Annotated in this window: 15 protein-coding genes; 6 read left to right on the top strand and 9 right to left on the bottom strand. The window is 63.2% G+C overall.

All coding sequences use genetic code 11. The features are described from left to right. The first annotated feature begins 1 nt into the window (after nt 1). Nucleotides 2-5,602, top strand: coding sequence for a DUF3320 domain-containing protein (locus ACX9OW_RS07470; RefSeq protein ID WP_459062150.1), 5,601 nt, complete (start codon nt 2-4; stop codon nt 5,600-5,602). Between the two features lie 147 nt (nt 5,603-5,749). Here ACX9OW_RS07470 and ACX9OW_RS07465 read toward each other — a convergent pair whose 3' ends face one another. The 3 genes from ACX9OW_RS07465 to ACX9OW_RS07455 are packed head-to-tail and all read right to left on the bottom strand — an operon-like array spanning nt 5,750 to nt 7,999. Then, nucleotides 5,750-6,271, bottom strand: coding sequence for a hypothetical protein (locus tag ACX9OW_RS07465; RefSeq protein ID WP_459062149.1), 522 nt, complete (start codon nt 6,269-6,271; stop codon nt 5,750-5,752). A gap of 13 nt (nt 6,272-6,284) precedes the next feature. Next, nucleotides 6,285-6,812: a hypothetical protein gene (locus tag ACX9OW_RS07460; protein WP_445394330.1), complete on the bottom strand. Its 528-nt coding sequence runs from the start codon at nt 6,810-6,812 to the stop codon at nt 6,285-6,287. Then, nucleotides 6,809-7,999: a PAAR domain-containing protein gene (locus ACX9OW_RS07455; RefSeq protein WP_322523150.1), complete on the bottom strand. Its 1,191-nt coding sequence runs from the start codon at nt 7,997-7,999 to the stop codon at nt 6,809-6,811. Before ACX9OW_RS07455 ends, ACX9OW_RS07460 begins: the two co-directional genes overlap by 4 nt. A 515-nt stretch (nt 8,000-8,514) precedes the next feature. Here ACX9OW_RS07455 and ACX9OW_RS07450 point away from each other — a divergent pair. Beyond that, nucleotides 8,515-8,922: a hypothetical protein gene (locus ACX9OW_RS07450; RefSeq protein WP_053517843.1), complete on the top strand. Its 408-nt coding sequence runs from the start codon at nt 8,515-8,517 to the stop codon at nt 8,920-8,922. 109 nt (nt 8,923-9,031) lie between these two features. Next, entirely contained in the window at nt 9,032-9,463 is a 432-nt protein-coding gene (locus ACX9OW_RS07445; protein ID WP_193396701.1) for a hypothetical protein, read from the top strand. Here ACX9OW_RS07445 and ACX9OW_RS07440 read toward each other — a convergent pair. Continuing rightward, nucleotides 9,460-10,104, bottom strand: coding sequence for a hypothetical protein (locus tag ACX9OW_RS07440; RefSeq protein WP_065183049.1), 645 nt, complete (start codon nt 10,102-10,104; stop codon nt 9,460-9,462). The genes ACX9OW_RS07445 and ACX9OW_RS07440 overlap by 4 nt on opposite strands. 169 nt (nt 10,105-10,273) lie before the next feature. On the opposite strand from ACX9OW_RS07440, the gene ACX9OW_RS07435 reads away from it, so the two are divergent. Genes ACX9OW_RS07435 through ACX9OW_RS07425 form a run of 3 tightly spaced genes read left to right on the top strand, consistent with a single transcriptional unit; the run spans nt 10,274 to nt 14,354 of the window. Next, entirely contained in the window at nt 10,274-11,326 is a 1,053-nt protein-coding gene (locus ACX9OW_RS07435) for a DUF6932 family protein (protein ID WP_197601017.1), read from the top strand. Further along, complete coding sequence (locus tag ACX9OW_RS07430) at nt 11,326-12,150, top strand: Fic family protein (protein WP_459062148.1); 825 nt, start codon at nt 11,326-11,328, stop codon at nt 12,148-12,150. Before ACX9OW_RS07435 ends, ACX9OW_RS07430 begins: the two co-directional genes overlap by 1 nt. Continuing rightward, complete coding sequence (locus tag ACX9OW_RS07425) at nt 12,150-14,354, top strand: peptidase domain-containing ABC transporter (RefSeq protein ID WP_065176244.1); 2,205 nt, start codon at nt 12,150-12,152, stop codon at nt 14,352-14,354. The genes ACX9OW_RS07430 and ACX9OW_RS07425 overlap by 1 nt, the downstream gene beginning before the upstream one ends. Nucleotides 14,355-14,465: 111 nt before the next feature. Here ACX9OW_RS07425 and ACX9OW_RS07420 read toward each other — a convergent pair whose 3' ends face one another. The 5 genes from ACX9OW_RS07420 to ACX9OW_RS07400 form a co-directional block, all read right to left on the bottom strand. Beyond that, the gene (locus tag ACX9OW_RS07420) at nt 14,466-15,023 is read right to left on the bottom strand and encodes a hypothetical protein (protein ID WP_445394334.1); all 558 of its coding nucleotides are present in this window, start codon (nt 15,021-15,023) and stop codon (nt 14,466-14,468) included. A 107-nt stretch (nt 15,024-15,130) separates the two neighbouring features. After that, a complete protein-coding gene (locus tag ACX9OW_RS07415; protein ID WP_080375280.1) occupies nt 15,131-16,408 on the bottom strand; it encodes an HlyD family secretion protein in 1,278 nt (425 codons plus the stop codon). Between the two features lie 48 nt (nt 16,409-16,456). Then, complete coding sequence (locus ACX9OW_RS07410; RefSeq protein WP_459062147.1) at nt 16,457-17,746, bottom strand: retropepsin-like aspartic protease; 1,290 nt, start codon at nt 17,744-17,746, stop codon at nt 16,457-16,459. A gap of 68 nt (nt 17,747-17,814) precedes the next feature. Further along, a complete protein-coding gene (locus ACX9OW_RS07405) occupies nt 17,815-18,369 on the bottom strand; it encodes a hypothetical protein (RefSeq protein ID WP_164972387.1) in 555 nt (184 codons plus the stop codon). Nucleotides 18,370-19,005: 636 nt separating this feature from the next. Continuing rightward, nucleotides 19,006-20,325: a retropepsin-like aspartic protease gene (locus tag ACX9OW_RS07400; RefSeq protein WP_459062146.1), complete on the bottom strand. Its 1,320-nt coding sequence runs from the start codon at nt 20,323-20,325 to the stop codon at nt 19,006-19,008. Between the last annotated feature and the right edge of the window lie 14 nt (nt 20,326-20,339).

Raw genomic sequence — 20,339 nt, 5'->3', positions numbered from 1 at the left:
GATGGATCAGACGGCACTGGCAGAGGCAGGTGAAGAGTCTTCTTCGCTCCGGGGAGCAGGTGGCCTCAAGGAAAAGGTCGAAAAGGCCCGCTTGGAGCTTTTGGATCTGTCCACGCGCAATCGACTTCTTCATACCCCCAGAGGAGGGCGCGCAAAGACCATCGAGGTTGTCCATGAGTTGGCCAAGGCGATGTATCAGACCCTGGTCATCGACGGCAAACGCTTCACCTTCGTGGCGGGCAAAGAAGACCCGAAGCAAGGCGGATCACTGCCTGAGCTTGATGACGATGATGAAGCGGTCCTGCTGGATGAGGCTCCGGAAGACCTTGAACTGATCGCACAGCCCGATTTCGAACTGGATGAGAACGGGCGTGTTAAAGCGCACTGGGATGCGCATCTGACTACCCGTCTGACCCCCACAGGCCTTCAAAAGCGGCTGCTGGATCTTTATACCGATGCCCGCACTCTCCAAGAAGAGCAGGGCGTCAATGTTCTTTATTTGGCGGTTGGCTACTTGCGCTGGCGGGCCACGTCCACCCCGCAAACTGACCGCTTTGCGCCGTTGGTGCTAATTCCCGTTCAATTGGAGCGCAGCACAGCAGGCGAGAAGTTCCATCTAAGATGGACGGGCGACGACATTCAGGCCAACTTGTCATTGCAGCTTTTCTTGCAGCGTGAGTTTGGGCTTCGCTTGCCCAGCATCGATGAGTTCGAAACGCTCGATATCAATGCGTATTTAGCGGCGGTTGAAGCCATGCTCGAAGGGAGAGCGACTTGGGGCGTGCTTCGCGATGACGCCATCCTTGGCTTGTTCTCTTTTGCCAAGTTCATGATGTATCGGGACTTGGACCCGCAAAGTTGGGAAGCGCTTGGCGGATTGGAGGCAATCCCCATGCTGCGCGGGGTCGTTCAAGACGGATTCCCTGGCGCCAGGCTGACTGATGAAGCTAGCAATCTTGATCGCATCATTCCTCCCGAAAAGATGTGCCATGTTGTCGATTGCGACTCGTCCCAAGCCTTGGTGGTGCACGATGTGCTCCAAGGCAACAACATCTTGGTGCAGGGCCCGCCTGGCACTGGCAAGTCCCAAACCATCGCCAACATCATTTCCGCAGCCGTGGCTGAGGGAAAGCGCGTTTTGTTTGTGGCTGAAAAGATGGCCGCACTTGAAGTCGTGAAGCGTCGGCTGGACCATGTTGGTGTAGGTGTCGCGTGTCTGGAGCTTCATAGCAACAAGGCCAACAAGCGCTCATTGCTGGAAGAACTCCGGAAAACTCTCAATTTGGGTGACCCCCAACGAAGCAGCACCGCGCCCATCATCGAGCAGCTGACCGAGCGGCGCGACACGCTTAATGCGCATGTGGCGCGTCTTCATGAGCCACATGTCCCCTCGGCACTAACTGCATACCAAGTCTTTGGGCAGCTGGTTCGCCTGCGGCGCCTAGGCTATACGACTCAGAGTTTGCCCTTGGAAGTCCCGACCAGTTGGGCACCCCATGAGAAGGAGGCGCGCGAAGCACTGCTCCGGGAGATGATCGAGCGTGTTGAAGAGATCGGCGTGCCGAGTCAACACGCTTGGAGCGGTGTCCAGAACGATGGGCTGCTGCCGAACGAGCGCGACCGCCTCTTGACCTTGGTTGACGGGCTCGCTGGTCGATTAGGTGATTGGGAATCATCGGCTGCCGAGCTTCATGCCACGCTGGATCTTCCGCCTCCATCTCGCTTTGATGACGCTGGTCTTGCCGTCCATCGGGTCAAAGCGCTATTTGAAGCACCCAACATTGGCTCGGACGCGCTTCAAAGCGTTGTCTGGGAGGATTCGGGTCGTGCTTCGGCAGTTATCGGAGCGTTAGAAAACGCTCAGAACACCAAAGCTGCGCTTAAAGATAAGATAAGAATGGAGGCGTTGGCGCAAGATTGGCAAGCTTCCAAGCTCACCTTGAGCGCTTTGCCAAGCACCTTCGTTTTGGGGAAAGAGCTTGCGACGCTGGGTTCTGCACACAGTGCCTTGGTCCGGCTCCTGCCTGACCTCACCCGGTTGACGCAGCTTCTAGGTGAGAAGTCACCGCTGACACTGGATCTGGCCCTTCGACTGGTTGCCATTGCTGAGCGTGCGACGAGCATTCCGGAACTCGACCGCGATGCACTTGTGGCTCACATTTGGGAGCGGGGCGTCGATGCAGTAGAAGAGATCGTGGTAGCTGTTGAAACGGTCCAGCACGCCAAGTCAAACCTGTCCTCGGTCTTCCGAGACGCAGCTTGGAGCAAAGACAGCTCGGAGCTTGAAGCGGCGCGTGGGCAGTTGGCTATGCGCGGCACGAGTTTTTTCCGCTTTTTCAGTGGCGACTGGCGTCGTGCGAATAAGACAGTCCGCACGTTGCTCTCTGACCCTAAGCTCCAGGCTCTGGACATGCTTGGGTCGCTCGATGTGCTCCTGGATGCCAAGAGTGCTCAGAAGAAGATCGTCGAGCACGATGCCCAAGGACAAGAAGCATTTGGCTCAAATTGGCAGCGAGAGCGCTCAAACCCCTCATTCCTGAGAGGCGTAGTGGCCTGGATGCGCAACCTTCGTCCCTTGGGAAGCGGGGTGCGCGAGCGTTTGGCCGACATTGGTGATCGCCAATTGGCAACCGACATCGCCAAGCGAGTGAAACCAGTTCTGGAAGAGCTGGGTCGCGGCCTTTCGCCCGTGCACGAAGCGCTGTTGGCTGCTGAGCTCAATCCGTGGGGTGAAGAAACTGTCTTGAAACGCGTGGTCCTGTCGGATCTGATAGACAGGTCTGCCGTTTGGCAGGCGGCGATAGAACAAACGGCGCTCTTGCTCAACGCGGGGGAACTCGCGGTTGAGCAGGCGCTTGCTGTGATTGAAGAAGTACAGATAGCGCAAGCCGCCACCGTCGCTTACGACGCTTTGGCCGGCGACGGGGCCTCAGCTTTTGGGCCGTTGTGGTTGGCGCTTGATAGCAAGTCGAGTGAGCTTCGCCAGGTCGTGGTTTGGATTGAGCGCAACCCAGAGCTTCGCCTATTGGCAACTCGCATAGAGGATCCCCAGCCGTTTTTAGACCAGGCCGAGCGTGCGTCGTCGGCTGCTGGCATCCTGGCAGGGGAAATCATGAATCTCTTGGTTGGCCTGCAGTTCGAGGGCAATGCCGAGATCACGCAAGATTCGAGCCAAGCTCCTCTGGCGACGCTCAAAGCCCAGTTGGCAAGCTGGCAGGCTGACCCGGAAGGGCTTAGGAGTTGGGTGGCGTATTTGGCCATCGCCAAGGAAGCCAAGCGCAAAGGCCTTGGTGCGGTGGTGGATGCACTTGCTGAGGGCAACCTGGCAGTTGCTGATGCTCTGGCTGTGTTCCAACTGTCTTACTACGAAGCCGTGCTTCAAGCGCTGGTGCAGCGCGATCGAGCCCTGGCAAGCTTTGACGGGCAGCGTCAATCGCAAGTGGTGGCAAGCTTTGCAAACCTCGACCAAGAGCGCATGCAGCTCGCACGCTACGAGGTCGTTAAGGCGCATCACAGCAAGATCCCGCGTCAAGGTGGCGCGACTGGGCCGACCGCTGTCTTGATTGGAGAGATGGCGAAGAAGAAGGGGCATCTGCCGATCCGGCAACTGATGCAACGGTGTGCCCCCGCGATCCAGGCGATTAAACCTGTCTTCATGATGAGTCCGCTATCGGTGGCGCAATTCCTGCCGGCAGGGGCGCTAGACTTTGACATGCTGGTCATTGACGAAGCAAGTCAGGTCCAGCCCATCGATGCACTTGGTGCGATTGCGCGTGCCAAGCAGTTGGTGGTCGTTGGTGACGAGCGACAATTGCCGCCAACGCGCTTTTTCTCCAAGGCACTTGGCGATGGGGGGGATCGGGAAGACGATGAGGGCGGGGCGCAGGCGTCAGATGTTGAAAGCATCTTGGGCCTTTGCCGCGCCAGAGGGTTGCCTGAGCGAATGCTCCGGTGGCACTACCGAAGCCGTCATCAGTCTCTCATAGCTGTTTCCAATCATCAGTTCTATGAAGGTAAGCTCTTCATCGTTCCAAGTCCTTATACCAGTGAGGCAGGCGTTGGCTTGCGACTGCATCATCTGCCAGAGGCCATCTACGACCGGGGCAACACGCGCACAAATCCCAAAGAAGCCAAAGCAGTGGCGTTGGCGGTGCTAGCGCATGCCCAGAGCACACCTCAGCTCACGCTAGGTGTGGCGACTTTCTCTACGGCACAGCGCCGCGCCATTCTTGACGAGCTGGAACTTCTACGCCGCCAGCACCCGGAAACAGAGGGGTTCTTCGCGGATCATCCGGCAGAGCCCTTTTTCGTGAAGAGTTTGGAGAACATCCAGGGTGACGAGCGTGACGTCATCTATATCTCAGTTGGCTATGGCCGTGATGCTCAGCGTCACATGACGATGAATTTTGGTCCCGTGAGCAGTGACGGCGGCGAGCGCCGCTTGAATGTGCTCATCAGCCGTGCCAAGTCGCGGTGCGAAATATTCACCTCGATCACCGATGAGGACATTGACACCGATCGAGCCAAGGGCAAGGGCACCTTTGCTTTAAAGCTATTTTTGAACTATGCCAGGACTGGTCGTCTTACACTCGCCACGGAGGAGCGCGGCGCCGGGCAAAGCGTGTTTGAGCAAGAGGTCGCCCAAGCTCTTCGCGCGCGCGGCTACGATCTGCACACGGATGTCGGCTTGGCAGGCTTCTTTGTGGACATCGCCATTTCCAACCCTGATCAGCCAGGGCGCTACATCTTGGGAATCGAGTGTGACGGGCAATCGTATCGGGATGCTCGAAGCGCGCGTGACCGGGATCGTTTGCGTGAGAGTGTGCTGCGTGACAAGGGCTGGCAGATATACCGCATTTGGAGTTCGGACTGGTTCCACCGTCCTGAAGCGGAGCTTGAAAAGCTTGTTACGGCCATCGAACTCGCGAAATCGCATTCAGACGCCTTGGAATCCAAGGCCAAGGCCTCGCATCGCGCGGTGCCCGTTGAGATTCTGACTGTAGATCGCGGTGAAGTGGCGGAGATGGGACTCATCGAGGCACGAAGTCCGCCCGACACTGAGTCTTACATCGAGGCGTTCTTTGCCGTGCCAAGTAATCAGTTCGAATTGCATCTGGCTCCAATAGGGCAACTCGCGACAATCGTGCGCCAGATTGTTGAGGTAGAAAGCCCTATTCATCGCAGCGAGGTCGTTACGCGCGTTCGGACGCTTTGGGGCTTGCAGCGTGCTGGCTCGCGCATTCAACAGGCAGTTGAAGAGGCGATTGGGTCGGTAGTGTCACTGGGTGGGGTGCAGGTCGTCGACAAGGACTTCTTGGTCATTCCGGGGAAGGAGGTCCGCGTGCGGGACCGCTCGATGGTTGAATCATTGACACTGCGCCGTCCAGAATTCTTGCCTCCTTCCGAAATCGATTCGGCTCTGATCAAGGTCGTGCAGGACAATCTGGGCGCAAAGGCGGAGGAGTTGGTGACGATGGTATCGCGGCAGCTCGGCTACAAAAGCACGAGCCCACAGCTTCGCCGGGTCATTCTTGATCGCTGTGAGGCCCTCGTCGGGGCGGGGAAATTGGTGTCAAAGGGAGATCTTTTGGTTGTGCCCTGATTTGCCACTGAGGTTTTCGCGCTTGCTGCAGGCGATCCGGTTACCGATCACCGTCGGACGCTGTAGGCATGAAAGCCAGGCATCACTGCCGGTGGATCCTGGGAAAGGCAGTTCCTGCTGGCGCGAATCGACGTTCAGCCGGTTCTGCTACGTGCCGTCTTCTCGCGCCGATGGCGGCCCAGCCGAGACCACGGTCGCGCAGTCCGAAATGACGGGTTTCATGCCATTACCGGCCACGTTCACCATATGAAAGCAGGCACTGAACACACGCGCCTGTGCTTCACCCTTCCTGCCCGGCTTGCCGGGTGTGCGCCCCCATATTTCCACATGGTAGCGCTTGCCCGGCCGCAGCGCGGGAGCGGACGCCGCGCCCTTGCCGTAGGTAAGGCACTGGCTGGGGGGCAGCGCGGGTTCGGTTGTCCCTTCGCGCAGAAAATCGTGTTCCCACAGCGGGATGCCACCGGTGCCCACTTCCATCACTGACACGCCGGTGACAAGGGGAGCATTGGCGCGCGTTTCATGGGTATCGGGTACGCCGAAGCAGGGCACGCCGTTACGGTCCTGTATCGTCGCCTGCTGGTAGCGGCCGGCTGGCGATGAGCCGCTGGCCATCACGGGTAGCAACAGGCCCAGCAAGGTCAGCGGCAGTCTCGTCATGGCGTCGTCCACGAAGAGGCATCCGCTACTTGCCGGCTGGCTGCGCAGATCGTAGTGCGGAAGAGGACGCCGTTGCGCAGTCCGAAACGACGGGCTTCACCGCGCCTTTGCCAGCGACGTCCTCAACATGGAAGCAGGCGTTGAAGACTCGCTTCTGCGCCTCGCCCTCCCTGCCTGGCGCGCCGGGTGTGTAGCCCGAGAGAACCACCTGGTAATACTTGCCCGCCCCCAGTGCCGGGGCGGCTGTCTTGCCTGCGCCATACGTCAAGCACTGGTCTGGAGGCATCGCAGGTTCGGGAGCCCCTTCGCGCAGGAAAATGCGCTGCCATACAGGCTGATTTCCTTTACCCACTTCCGTTACTGTCACGCCGGCGATGAGCGGGGGAGCGTCACGCGTTTCACGCGTGTCGGGCACACCAAAACAGAGTGTGCCTTCTCTCTCCTGGATCGTTGCGCGCTGATAGGTTCCTCGCGGCTGCGAGCAACTGGCCATCATCGGCAGCAGCAGACCCAGCAGACCAAACAGGGCTACCGGCAATCGCACGCGCATCATCGGGTCGTCCTCGGCAGGTTGTCCTTGCTGCTGCGGTCGGCAAGGAACTGGGAGAGGGCGCGTTCCAGCTGCGCGCCGATGTCAGCTGTCGCGCGGTAACGGACATTGTTCATGCGCCACTGGGAGTCACGGAAGGTGACCAGGAAGTAATCTGCCAACATATTGCCCTGTGCCTCCATGTTGTACTCATGGAACAGGCGCGTTTCGTCGAGCAGATAGTCGTAGCTCATGTTCGGCCGGGGCGCCCGCACCAGTTTGACGTTGTAGCCGAGCTGATACTGCCAGACGTGGGTCATCTCGTGGATGAAGAACTGCTGGAAATCGATGTCGTCGGCGGAGTAATCCTCCCGATAGATACCCTTCGGGAAATACATCTGCCCGTTGGGCGTCACGGCGGTGTCCTTGTCCTGGAAGCCGAAGAACATCCAGTAGCCGTGGTTATGGACCTTCACGGTGCTGTAGTCGACTGCATCGCCGAACACCAGGCGTGCCATCTCGATCTCGCCGGCGGTCATGGCGCGTTCGTGGCCAGGCGCGCTTACCGGTACCACGGAGGTGCCCATGCCCTCGGCGGTGGTCACCACACCGTCCACATCGAACACTTCCGCTTCGTCGGTGCTGGCCGGTGCCGTGCGCGCACAGCAGCCGGTCGGCTGTGTCGGCGGGCGCAGTTCGGCACGCACGATGGCCTGGCTCTGCGCGGTCGATACCCGCGCCGTCTCGCCCTGCGCATTGGTGGTGCCGGAAAGGGTCTGCCCATCGGCCAGATGCAGCGTGTACGGCACCTCGGCCAACGGTGCGCCCTGCAGGCCGAGAAAACGGATGGCCTGATCGAACGCGGTGGGCAGTGCGCGCGCCAGCTGTGCGGCCGTGCTGGCGACCGCGGCCGCCTTGCCGGCACCGCCTGCGGCCCCGCCGCCGCCACCACCCCCTCCGCCCCCCGTGACATGCACCACGGCCTGCTGGCTGGACAACACCCGGCAGCCGCAGGCCAGCGCGCTGCCGTGCAACGCCACCGGCTGGCCGTCCACCATCAAGGTGGCATCGCCTTCAACAATTGGAAAGACGCCTTTATGCAGGGTAGGGCAGGTCGCCTTGTCGCTGACCCGCGCGACGCCGATGCCGTCGATGTCGGTTTCACTTGAGGCCGTGATGACCCGTCCGCCGCTGGAGGTCGGGTCCCCCATCACAATCCAGTTCCGTCCCATGGTTCGCTTCCATTGCAGACCAGGGCTCCATGATGCGCCGGTTCACGTCGGGTTGGCTGAATAGGCGGCGAGGCGGATGGCAGGCCGCACTGTGTCGCGACCCGCCGTGGTGCTGCGGGTTCTGGATCAACGCAGGCGTGCCTCGGTCAGCGGCGTCGAGTGAAGGCGGTCACAAGTTGATGTTTCACTCGCGGCGCTCTGTCGCGTGCTGCGCCAAATGCCGCATCTGCCTCTTTTCCAGAGGCCGCGCAGGGCAAACGATGGCCGCGCCAAGGCACCCGCCCTGGCCGGGATTGGCGTCCCGAACATACGTTGTCCGTCGAGTCGCGGTTGCACCTCCCATTGCAATCACGACAATGCACCGTCTGCCAGTTCATGGCGGACGGTGTGTGGGGATCTTTTGATCCGCCGGCATTGGACAATGTATCCGGCACGCCAACCCGCACCGTCCGCCACCTTGCCTTTGCGGGTGGCCCACCTGTGAGGTTGCCGCCATGCCTGATCTGCGCCCCGACTATCCCCGCCTGCACGCCCTGCTCGGCGATGCGCTGCGTGATCTTCCCGACGCCCTTGCTGAAAAGATGGAAGATGCCCTCAGCGATGCCGCCGCGTCCTCGCCACCGTCCGCGTTCTTCACCCATCTGCTGGGCCATGGCAGGAACCTGCGCGCGGATGGCCAGCCCTGGACCGAAACCCGCCTCAGCCCGGGGCGTGCGTTCGATCTGGCCCTGGCGACCCGATGCGCATCCGGTATCACCGCGCTGACGGCAGTGCTGCAGGCATCCCACGTGGCCCGGGAAAACGACGATCCCGACTGTTATCCCTCGGCGGCGCTGGTCCATGGCATGTTCGACGCCTGCCATGCGCTGTCGATGCAGATCGAGCGCTGCCTCGTTCCCTGAGCCGCCTGTTGTCCCTCACGCCTCGTTTGCATTTCCGCCGTCCGCCATTGCTAAGGTCGCTGCGCACCCCGAACAGGAACCTGCAATGACCCGGATGTCCTCGCTCACGCTGCTCGCACTCTGCCTCGCCCCCACGCTGGCCTTCGCCCAGTCCGATCGCGAGGTGGCCGAACACATGGTCACCCGCGCCGCCAATGTCTGCCCCGGCCACAGCGCCGAGCGCACCACGCCCACGGTGAAGAAGGTCCCGGTCGGCGCGCTGCGGGTGATGCTGGATCGTGGCCTGGTGATGTGCCCGGACCGGCGCCTGGACGCCAGCGCGCCGGCCGTGTTCTACGGCCGGGTAGGTGTGTTCGGCTGGAACCCGGACGTTCCAGCGGCAGCGACCGTGGTCATCGGCCAGATCGACGCGATGACGCGCAAGGACGAGTACCCGGTGGAAACCCTGGTGTGGGATGCCCAGGGCAGGGCGCTGAGCCAGCAGACCGTGCCGGCCTTCGAGCCGCGCCCTGGCGCCGCGGTGCTGTACAAGGTCCGCTAGGGCGCCATCGGAGGCGCGGTGTCCGGCACCAGCGTGAACCGGTAGCGGTTCTCGTAAAGCTTCACTTCCAGCTGTGTCCGGCCGCGCCGTTCGAGGGTGTACAGCTTGCCGGCCCAGGGGCTGCCCAGGGCCGTGATCGGATTGATGTTGCCCAGCCGGCTGGCGTCCAGATGCACCACGACGCGGTCGTCCAGGTACGCCACCTTCACCGTGCTGAAGAACGTGGCGTACTGGCCGCTGGTCATCGCGGCATAGCCGGACAGCTCCGGGTGCGCCACCAGGAAGGCGAACTGCGTGCTGAAGTCGATACCGGAAAGATCCGGCGCGCGGTACTGCGATTGCCGGGCCCACGCAGCGTCGGTGCTGTCCAGCGCATCGGCGGAGGTGATGGGGAAGAACTGGAGGTCCATGTAACCGGGGCCATTGCCATCGACGCGGGCCTGCCCGCCTTCCACCGAGGCCGACGAGACCAGATTCGGGTAGGCCAGCGCCGGCAGCCCGCTGACGCGGAACTCGCTGTGCGCCTGCACCTCCTGCGGCGGGTTGAAGAACTCGCCGACCTTCTCGCTCTGGCACGCCGAGAGCAGGGCCAGCAGGGCCAGCGGCAACGCGCGTCCGAGCGCGGAACGGGGGTGGATCATGCGATGTGCCTCATCCTTGGGGGACGACAGTAGACCACGCTCTGCGGCAGCGGTACTGGTCCGACGCATTGCGCTGCCTGTTCAGGCATGTATTTGCGGGGCTGCGTGCACAAGCCCGACGCGTGGATATGCTAGCGTTGAGACGTTCCACCGTTGGCCTGGATGCCTGATGAACTACGCTGAATGGATTCGCGAACAGCACGCGCGCAGTGTGGCGGCCGAGCAGATCGCCGAGGCCGCGCTGGATGGGCCGGCACTGTGTGCCGGCGACACCGAAAGCCTTGCGCCGCTGCTGCGGGGAGTGAGCCAGCTGCTGGCGGTGCCGGTGGCCGATGTGCAGATTGTCGGCTCGGCCCGCTTCGGCTTTTCGCTGCGCGATGGCGCGGCTTTCGATCCCGCGTTTTCCGATCTGGATCTGGCCATCGTCAACGCCGGGTTGTATCAGCGGTGCTCGGCGCCGACGGCGGCGTCGGCCGATGCTGCCCGCTTCCCGGAGCGTGATTTCCCCGCCGACGAGCGCATCGCAGTGCGCAAGGCATTCGATGCGCTTTCACTTTCAGTGGCCGACCGCTTCGCCTACGTCTCGGTCGCGGTGTTCCCGGACCAGGCCGCGCTGGTGCGCGCACAGGCAGGGCGCATCCGTGCCTACCTGGGCGTTGCGGGCCCGGCGCCCGCTGCCCGACCGGCCGGTGCCGCGCCCGCCGGCGCCGTGGAAACCCCCTTCCAGCACATCGTGGATGCGGGCCTGCCGCAGTACCTGCTGCCCATCGCTGCCAGTACACCGGGCAATGCCTCGCCCTGGCTGGCCGACCGTGCGGCCTTCGAGCGCGCGTTCGGCGGCAGCAGCCTGCGCCGGGTGCGGCTGGCGGCGCTGGGGCGCGCACTCGCCGACCTGGCGCAGGTGGTGCAGGTGCACTGCTGTCTGGTGGGCGGCAGCTTCGTGGACGTCTCCAATGCCGTGCCGAACGATCTGGACATCGTGGTGTTCTACAGTGCGCGGGCAGACGTCCGCTTCGAGCCGGGGCGTGCGCTGCAGCGGCTGACCCGCAAGTTCCTGCTTGAACACATCGACATGCGTTTCGTGCCGTGCGACGCCGAGCCGTGGCTGATGGTCAAGCTGACCTCGTACTTCACCCAGTTGTATCAGTCGCGCCGGCCGGGCACGGACGCGCGCGAACATGGCCTGGTGCTGTTGCTGCCGGGTACCGGGACGGGGCAGTGATGACCGCACGCTTGGCCACCACACCCACAGGTGCCCCCGTCGCCACCGAACGGGCGCTGATGCCGCTGCCGCCGCCGCAGCCGTCCCCGGCGCTGGCAGAGCGGCTGCAGGCGTGCAACCTCAGGCTGCCCGCACTGCTGCCCTGTGCGCAGCCCTGCGAAACGCTGTGGTCCCATCGCGGGCATCCGCGGCTGCGGGCGGCGGTGCAGCAGCTGCGCCATCCGCTGTCGGCGCACATGCAGATGCCGGCGTTCGATCTGGCCGCGCTGGCTGCGGCGGAGGCTGCCGAGGCCGACGTCTATCGGCAGTGGCACCGCACCGTGCAGGGGCCGCTGTCGATGGCCGATGTACAGCGCTTCGTCTCGCTCAGCACCGGCGGTGACGGCGCGCTGCGCAGCGGGCCGGTATGGATCCGCGCCCATGATGGGCGCGCGCAGCTGCCGATGGTGCCGGCCCTGCAGGGGGCCGCGCGTTGGGACGAGCTGCTGCGGCAACGGGCCGCGCCCGATCCGGCTGAGGGCCTGCGGTCTGCGGTGCAGCTGCTGGCGCTGGCCAACAATGCGCATGCCTTTGCCGACGGCAATGGCCGGCTGGGGCGCGCGCTGTTCAATTTCTGCCTGCACCGCGCCGGGCTTCCGCAGGCCTGCTTCATCCCGCTGAAGGTGCTGACGGTGCTGTCCCGTGGCGGCTACGAAGTGCGCCTGCGCGAGGCGGAACTGTACGGTCGCTGGGAAGGGCTGTACGCCTGGCACTGCACGGCAATCGAGTTGTATGCATGGCTGGGACAGCAGCCGGCCATGCCCGACCGGAACGAGGATGTCTGATGTTCAACAAGCGCTATTGGCGGGTGCAGTCTGAAGTGAGCGAGTGCGGGCTGGCATGCCTGGCGATCTGCTCGTCCATGCTGGGCGCGGATCTGGAAATGAGCGAGCTGCGGCGCAAGTACCACAACTCCCAGCGCGGTGTGGACCTGAACCAGCTGATCGCGCTGGCCAGCGCGCTGGACATGCAGTGCCGGCCGGTGCGCTGCGAGCCCAGCGATCTGCAGCATCTGGGCACGCCGGCCATCCTGCACTGGAAGCTCAATCATTTCGTGGTGCTGGAGAAGGTCTCGCGCGGCCGCTACCACATCATCGACCCGGCCCATGGCTCGCTGTCCTTCAGCGAAGCGGAGCTTTCCCAGGCCTTCACCGGCATCGCGGTGGAGGTCAGTTCCTCGCCCAGCTTCCGGCCGCGCAAGCAGCGTTCGCCGCTCAACATCTGGTCGATGATCCGCTTCAAGGGCGGCGTCGGCACCGCGCTGTTCCATACGCTGGTCTATACGCTGCTGCTGCAGGGCTTCGTGCTGTTGTCACCGTTCTTCATGCAGCTGGCGGTGGACGAGGGTGTGCTGCGCGGCGACCGCGGCTTCCTGATGGCGCTCGCGCTGGGGTTCGGTGCGGTGGCCGTGTTCAACAGCCTGGCCGAGGCGCTGCGCGGGGTCACGCTGCAGCGGGCGTCGGCGTTGATGGGCTGGGACATGAGCCGGCGCCTGTTCCATCATCTGGTCAGCCTGCCGCTGACCTGGTTCCATCGACGCCGTCTGGCCGATGCGCTGTCGCGGATGGAGTCGATCGACCCGATCCGCCAGCTGATCGCCAACGGGCTCATCGGCGCACTGCTGGATGGTGTGCTGGCGCTGGGCATCATCGTGCTGATGTTCGTCTACTCGCCGCTGATGAGTCTGGTCGCACTGACTGCGCTGGGGCTGTACGTACTGATGCGGGTGGCCGCCATCCCGATGTCGATGAAGATGGGCATGGCCAGTCTGCAGGCGAACATCGCCGAGCGCGGGACGCGCATCGAAACGCTGCGCGCGATGCAGTCGATCAAGACCATGGGCGGCGAGTTCTCGCGCGAATCGATCTGGGCCAACAAGTACGCCGATCTGGTGCGTGCTTCGTTGAACAGCGCCAACCTGCAGATTGGCATCGGCGCGGGGCGCACCCTGCTTGATGGCCTCAGCCTGGTGGCCATCGTCTACATCGGCGCCCAGGCGGTACTGGCCAACACGCTGACAGTAGGCGCGCTGTATGCCTTCGTGGCCTACCGGCAGCAGCTGAGCAACCGGCTGACCACGCTGGTGGACCAGTGCATCGCCTGGCGCCTGACCGAGCTGCATTCGGACCGCATTGCCGATATTGCCCTCAGTCCCAGCGAAGAAGGCTTCAGCAAGGATCCTTCGGCGTCGGACAGCATGGAGGGGCACATCCAGCTGCGTTCGGTGTACTTCCAGTACTCGGCACAGGAAGCGCCGGCGCTGAAGGACATCAACCTGGCCATTGCGCCGGGCGAGTTCGTGGCCATCACCGGCCCGTCCGGCTGTGGCAAGAGCACGCTGGTGAAAGTGCTGACCGGGCTGTACCCGCCCAGCGCCGGCGAGCTGCTCTATGACGGGCTGAACATCGCCAGCTGGGGGCCGCGCGTGGTCCGTCAGCGGATGGGCGTGGTGATGCAGGATGATGAGCTGCTGACCGGTTCGATCGTGGAGAACGTGACCTTCTTCGCCGAGCGCCCGGACATCGCGCTGGTCTGGCAGTGCCTGGAAATGGCGGCAGTGAAGGAGGATGTGCAGCGCATGCCGATGCAGCTGGAAACGCTGGTGGGCGACATGGGCTCGACCCTCTCCGGTGGCCAGAAGCAGCGCCTGCTGCTGGCCCGCGCGCTGTACCGCAAGCCCAGCATCCTGGTGCTGGATGAGGCCACCGCGAACCTGGACGTAGCGCGCGAGAGCCGCATCTACCAGGCGCTGGCGCAGCTGGATATCACCCGCATCCTGATCACCCACCGCCCCGACACCATGCGCCTGGCCGACCGTCTGGTGCGCATCGACCAGGGCAGGGTGGTGGGCGATACCCGCAAGCCCACCGCAGCGGCGCCCACAGCAGCGCCGACCGTCAACCTCATTCCTGCCGTCGTTTCGCCGCCAGCAGTGGCTCCAGCAGCCAGTCCAGCAGCGAACGCTTCTCCAGAACCAGACAGGCTTTGAGGCGTGCTACAGCCAGGAATGAAACCACGCCGATGCGGGCATCCAACCAGAATTACCGGGCGCCCAGCGCCCGACAATCGCCATCCTTCACTGCACGGTGGGGCGCATATCCTAGCGTGCGGCGCGATAGAAGCTGAGCAGGCACTCGTCGCGGGATCCATCGGTAGTGAAGTGCAGGACAGTCCCATTGGAACGAAGCTCGTAAGCAGATTCCCTGCTCACTCGTTCAGCGGCTGCATTGTGCGGGTTCGGCGGATACATGAACTGCTCAAGCGCGTATTTTTCCTTCAAGGACGCAGCGGGATAGCAATGACCCTGTTCCAGCTTGGCATAGAAGAAACTGATTCCCTGCACCAGGCGCGGATGGATCCTGAATTCGGTATAGGCGATCCGGTAACCATCGCGGGTCTCGATCGGGCTTGACCTGAAAACGACGGGGTCGGTATTGCTGTTGCCCTGCTGCATGAATTCACGTGCGCCCATGCTTCGGAAGAAATCGAAGCCCAGCGGCCAAGGGGCATCGGCAAGCTTCTGAATCACGTCTTCAAGTGAATTCTCGTTGCTGTCCTTTCCTCGGGCGCCGTCTTCAGCAGATGCCTGGAATGCGAGTGACAGGGTCAAAGACAACAGAGGCAGCAGGAGATGCTTCCGGGAGAGATTGAGGTTCATCGTTCCTGTTCCTGGAAATGGCCGCCCAGTCGCCACATGGAAGCCACCTCATCGCCAGGCCTGCGCGGAGCGTGGGCATTGCAGTTCCGCGGCGCCGACCGTCAACCTCATTCCTGCCGTCGTTTCGCCGCCAGCAGCGGTTCCAGCAGCCAGTCCAGCAGCGAACGTTTCTCCAGAACCAGATCGGCTTTGAGGCGCATGCCCGGGGTCAGTGCCAGCGCCTTGCCATAGGCCTGCATCTGCTGGTCGTCCAGCGCGGCCAGCAGGCGGTACTGGCTTTCCACGGCCTGCAGGTCGGCGGGCAGTTCCTCTGGTGATGTCGGTGAGCGCGCGATCTTGACGATCCGGGCGCGGCCGACGCCGAACTTCTGGTAGGGGAAGGCGTCGTACATCAGCCGCACGTCGGTGCCGACATTGACGAAGGCGATGGCCGAGGAGGGCACCCACAGCTCGGCGAACAGCTGCGAGCCTTCCGGCATCATCACCCCGAGCGTGCGCCCGGCGGTGACCGTGGCGCCCGGCTTGGCCTGCAGCCAGGTGACCTGCCCGGCGGACTGCGCCACCAGATTGAACTGCGTGCCCAGCTTGTAGTTGATCGCCTTCTCGCGTGCGCCCAGCAGTTCGGACAGCGCGGTGGCGCGGTTGGCGTCACGCTCGGCCTTGAGGCGGCCCAGCTCGTGCCGCATCTGCTCGTGCTCCTGTTCCAGCTGGGCAATGCGCGTCTGCACTTCGGCCACCGATTGGCGCACGTTCAGTACCCGCACCTCCGCGTCGCGGTACTGCAGTTCGGATACCAGCTTGTCCGCGCGCAGGCGGCCCAGGTCGTGCACGGTCTTCTCGGCGATGGCCTGCTGTTGCTGGTACAGCGTGACGTTGTCACGCAGTACCGAAAGCTGGCGGGTGGTGCCCAGCATGCGCTCGCGGATGCCGGCCTCCTGGCTTTCCAGGGATGCTTCGGTGGCGCGTTCGCGATCGACCGACGCCTGGGTGAGGCGCTCGGCCATGCCGGACAGGGTGGCACCGGTGCTTTCGCCGGTGTCGATCACCGAATCCACCGAGACGCTGACGATGGGGTCGCCCTGGCGGACCTTCGCGCCTTCCTCCACATGCACGTTGCTGACGATGCCCGAGCGCTGGCTGATGATCGGCAACAGGCCGCGCGAGGGGACCAGCGCACCGGATACGGTTTCCTTGCGCGGGAACGAGGTGGTCACCAGGAACAGTACCGCCAGGCCCAGCAGCGCAACCACGAAGCCGGTGGCCAGCCACATGCCGACACCCGGTGCCTGCACCGGTGAGCCGAAGCGCTGCGTGGCGGCCTCGATCGCTTCGTTGCGGAACAGCGGAATCACATCCGCCGTCTCATCCTTTCTGGCTGGTTCCATGTGGCCTGCGGTGCCGCGTCGTTGCGGAGAGTGGGATGGGTAGGGACATCATCGCGCGGTTCGGGGCGCAAGGCAGCCACGGCCACCGGCCACGTCCACGTAGTAGTCGTAATCGTCGCGCAGGCCGAAGCCCACCCGCCAGGAGATCGGGAACACGTTGGCGGGCTGGTCGGAGACCTGGGTCTGCAGGGTGACCGTGCGGCCATTGAACGTGACCGGGGCGGTGGCCTCGGCGTAGCGGACCGGTTGCAGGCCGTGCATCGTCCAGCGGCGTCGCTGCACCAGGCTGGCCTGTGGGTAGGTGGACAGGTCCACGCCGGAGGCTTCCAGTGCGACATCGGTGCCGGTGTCGAGCAGGACGAGCTCGTCGCGCTTGCCGATGCGCATCGGCAGGCGCAGCGAGTACTGGCCGCCCCACAGTGCAGAGGTGGTTGCCAGGGGTTGCCGGCAGGTACCGGCAGGCAGTGCCTTCAACAGCTCCAGCTCGGTGGGCCGCAGCACCAGCGGACCCAGCCGATACAGCAGGTCCAGGCCGATGATGTTGAACTCGATCTGGTCGGTGACCGTAAAGGCGACGTTGCTGAAGTGCAGATCGCCCAGCTGCACATCGACCGGAGCGGCCAGGCCGATCGCCACGGTCTGCCCGGGCCGCGAATTGTCGGTGGCGAAGTTGTCGGTCACCGCCAGGCCCATCGCCTGTGCGGCCTTGCGGCTGATATGCGAACGGGTGGCGCCGGTGTCGATGATGAAATCGGAGTCGATGTCGCGCTGCTTTCCATCCTGGCCGCCCCGGATCTTGCCGCGGATGACAGGGACACCGGCCTTGGCCGACAGCGGCAGGCGGGTTCCGGCAGGCGGCGGTGCGGCCAGCGTGGCCGATCGCGGCCATTGGCTGAAGGACTCGAACGCGGGGGCGGTGATGCCGCTTACTTCCTCGCCTGCACGCAGCGACGGCGCGACATGCTGTTGATAGAGCGCGCGGACCTTCTGCATGTCGGCGGCCCAGCCGGCGATGTCGCCTTCCAGCAGACGGTTGCCGGCACGCAGACTCCGGCACAGGTACATGACCCCCTGGCTCTTTTCGGCCACCACGGCAGCGTCGGCGATACAGGTGTCGGCCCAGCGATTGGACTGGGCGATTTCGCCACGCGTGCGGTGGTAGCCGGCACGTGCGGCCAGCCGTGCCGTGGTATTGGATTTGCCGATCCGCTCCAGGGCCGCGCTGTTGCCCTGCATCACCGCTACGGTGATGCCATGGCTGTCTTCAGCGACCACATCGCGGGCCCCGGCGGGGGCGGCCACGCCCAGTGCGATCACTGCGGACATCAGGAATTTCATTGCCTCAGCTCCTCTGTGACACGTATCGGCCGCCCGGTCTCCCGGGCGGCCGATGTTCCGGTGCAGCGTCAGAACCCGCTGATGACCAGGTTGAACTGGCCGGTGAACGAGTTGGTGTTCGGATCGAACGTCAGGCCGATGTTGAACGACACACCGTTACCGAAGTCCTGGTTGAAGCTGGCGTTGTAGTTGCTCACATTGAAGTGATCGGTGGTCAGGCCCAGGGTGTAGGTCTGACCTGCATACTGGAAGCTGCCGTTACCGGCCAGGCCCCAGTTGCCATTGGTCAGATTCAGGTTCTCGGTCAGGTTGAAGGTCAGGTTGTAGTCCTGCAAGACCCATGTCTGGGTCGCGCTGGCTACACCGTTGCCATCAATGCTGGCGTTGGAACTGAAGGTGGTCTCGCCACCGCCGTCGCCACCACCACCGCCGCCACCACCACCGCCACCGCCGCCATCGCCCGGATCCCACGGATCGGTCCAGTCCGGCGGATCCGGGTTGGGACCCCAGTCGTCCGGCGGGGTCACATCGACCGGCGGCAGATCGGTGGTGTCCACCTGTGCGCCACCGGAGACCAGTGCACGTTCTTCGGGGGAGAGATCACGAATTCCACTTGCAGACATCTCACAACTCCTTGTTTGTCCGATGCTGAGTACGGATGCGTCGTTGCCGCCTTCATGCGGCGCTCCGACATTTATCACACGAAGTGGACAGTGCTCTGTCAGAAAAATCTGATTCGGACAGAAGGGTGATAAACGACAAAAATGAACGCGCCTTGCGCTTGCTTTCGTTCAGCGGCCGCTTGCTGCGACACGCTAGCCCCCACCGCAGGCACTCAGGCAGCGGTCGCGTATTTCCCCGCACTTGATGTCCGGAAGGCGATTCCGGCAGAAATCCACGCTCGCCTGGCATGATCGACGAAGATCCCTGTCCTGGATTTCTTCGCAGTTGCCACCCCATTGGGATGCCGAGCCCAGGCAGCCGCTACTGCTTCCGGCGGAATGACAGCTGGCATAGTGGTCCCGACACTGGTCCATGCATTGGCGTGCAGCCGTGGTTTCACGAACGCCCTGCGCCAGATAGGCGTCGCCATGGCTGCTGCAGGATGCCATTGCAACGACAGCCACGAATACGAGTAGTTTGCTCTGCACTGCAGCAGACCCTTTCAATTGATCGTATCAGGCTCCTCATCATCAGCCGGCCGATTCCATTTGGCCTGAGTGGCTGTGCTGATGCGGAGATTCAAACAGGATGCGATATCAGTGTGCCGACTGGGTAGCCCCCAAAGACATCAGGCAGGCCTTGTTTGTGATGAAATCCAGATAGATGGAGACCTTGCGCAGGCTGCCGCCGCCCAGCACATAGCGCGTCTTGCTTGGATGGTTTCCAGTGGATGTGCTGATCTGCAATTCTGCAGAGCCGTCCAAGGTCTGCACAACGGCTTCGCGCGCGACCGATGCTCTTCGCTGCTGTCCTTGTACGCCTTGAACAACACTGTGTTGAACTGAACCTGGTGGCAGAGCCACACCGATTGGCAGGGCTTCCATCAACTCGCCACTGTTACCAGTATCCAGCATTGCTTCCTGGCGCTTGCCGTCAACAGTAATGAACAACCTTGGGACGGTCTGCGTGCCGTTCAGGTCTGCCGCCGAGAACATCGGGGCGTCGCAGGCCGGAGCGGCAGATCCCTCCGCGAGCACCTGCAGGCCATCCTTGCCGATCAGGACTCGGCCGAGACGAGATAGAACATCGAGGCCAAGAAGGTTCGCAGGAATGCGTTCGCTGACGGATACCAATGGCTGCGAGATGATCAACGGACCAAACTGGAGGGTCTGTGGCTGGGCGATCCTGCTGCGCTGTTGTGAGTCGCCCAGCACGCCGGAAAGCGTGAATCCCTCCATGAGCGGGGGCGCAGTTATCGCCGCGGGATGCACTATGGTCAGTGCCGAGCCTGTGTCGACCAAGACCTCAAGAGTCTTTCCGTCAATCTGCAGTTGCGCCATGTTGGGATAAGCGACACGGCCGCCGTCGTGATCCTGGCTGGACGCTACCGTAACCGTTCCTGTGTGCAGGGCGATACGTCCTTGGCCAGATGAATCGACTTTGGGAGCGGGCCGACCGGCCATCGCGGCGTAGTCTGGAATGCGGGTGAATACATCGACATTTCCCAATGTTTTGCCCCGCTTCTCCGCAGCGGCCCGAACGCGCTCCCGCGCCTGCATCGACAGGCGTGCCCATGCAGGCAGGTCACCCGCTACCACCTCGACGCCAGCTCGCAGTGCTCCGCAGACAGTCAGCCCGGCCAGATGCGTAGTCTGCTGCGCCATCTGGATACATTCATCTGACGCTTCGCGGGCTCCAGGAACGTCCAGCAGAACGCGGCGTTCGGCGGCCCTGGCCATCTTCTTTACGACGGTATTGGTTGCATTGACCTGCAGCTGCCGTAGTGCAGCGACATCACCTTGAGCCAGCGCTTGGCTGACCGGCGTGGGGTCGTTGAATATCTGCGTGACGCGGGTTGTCTCAGCGGCACCAGCACAGGATGAAACGAGCAGCAATGCAAGTAAAAGGGGACGCATGGGACTCCAGATGG

Source organism: Stenotrophomonas genospecies 5, assembly GCF_054473825.1.
This window is presented reverse-complemented; position numbering and strand designations above follow the sequence as displayed.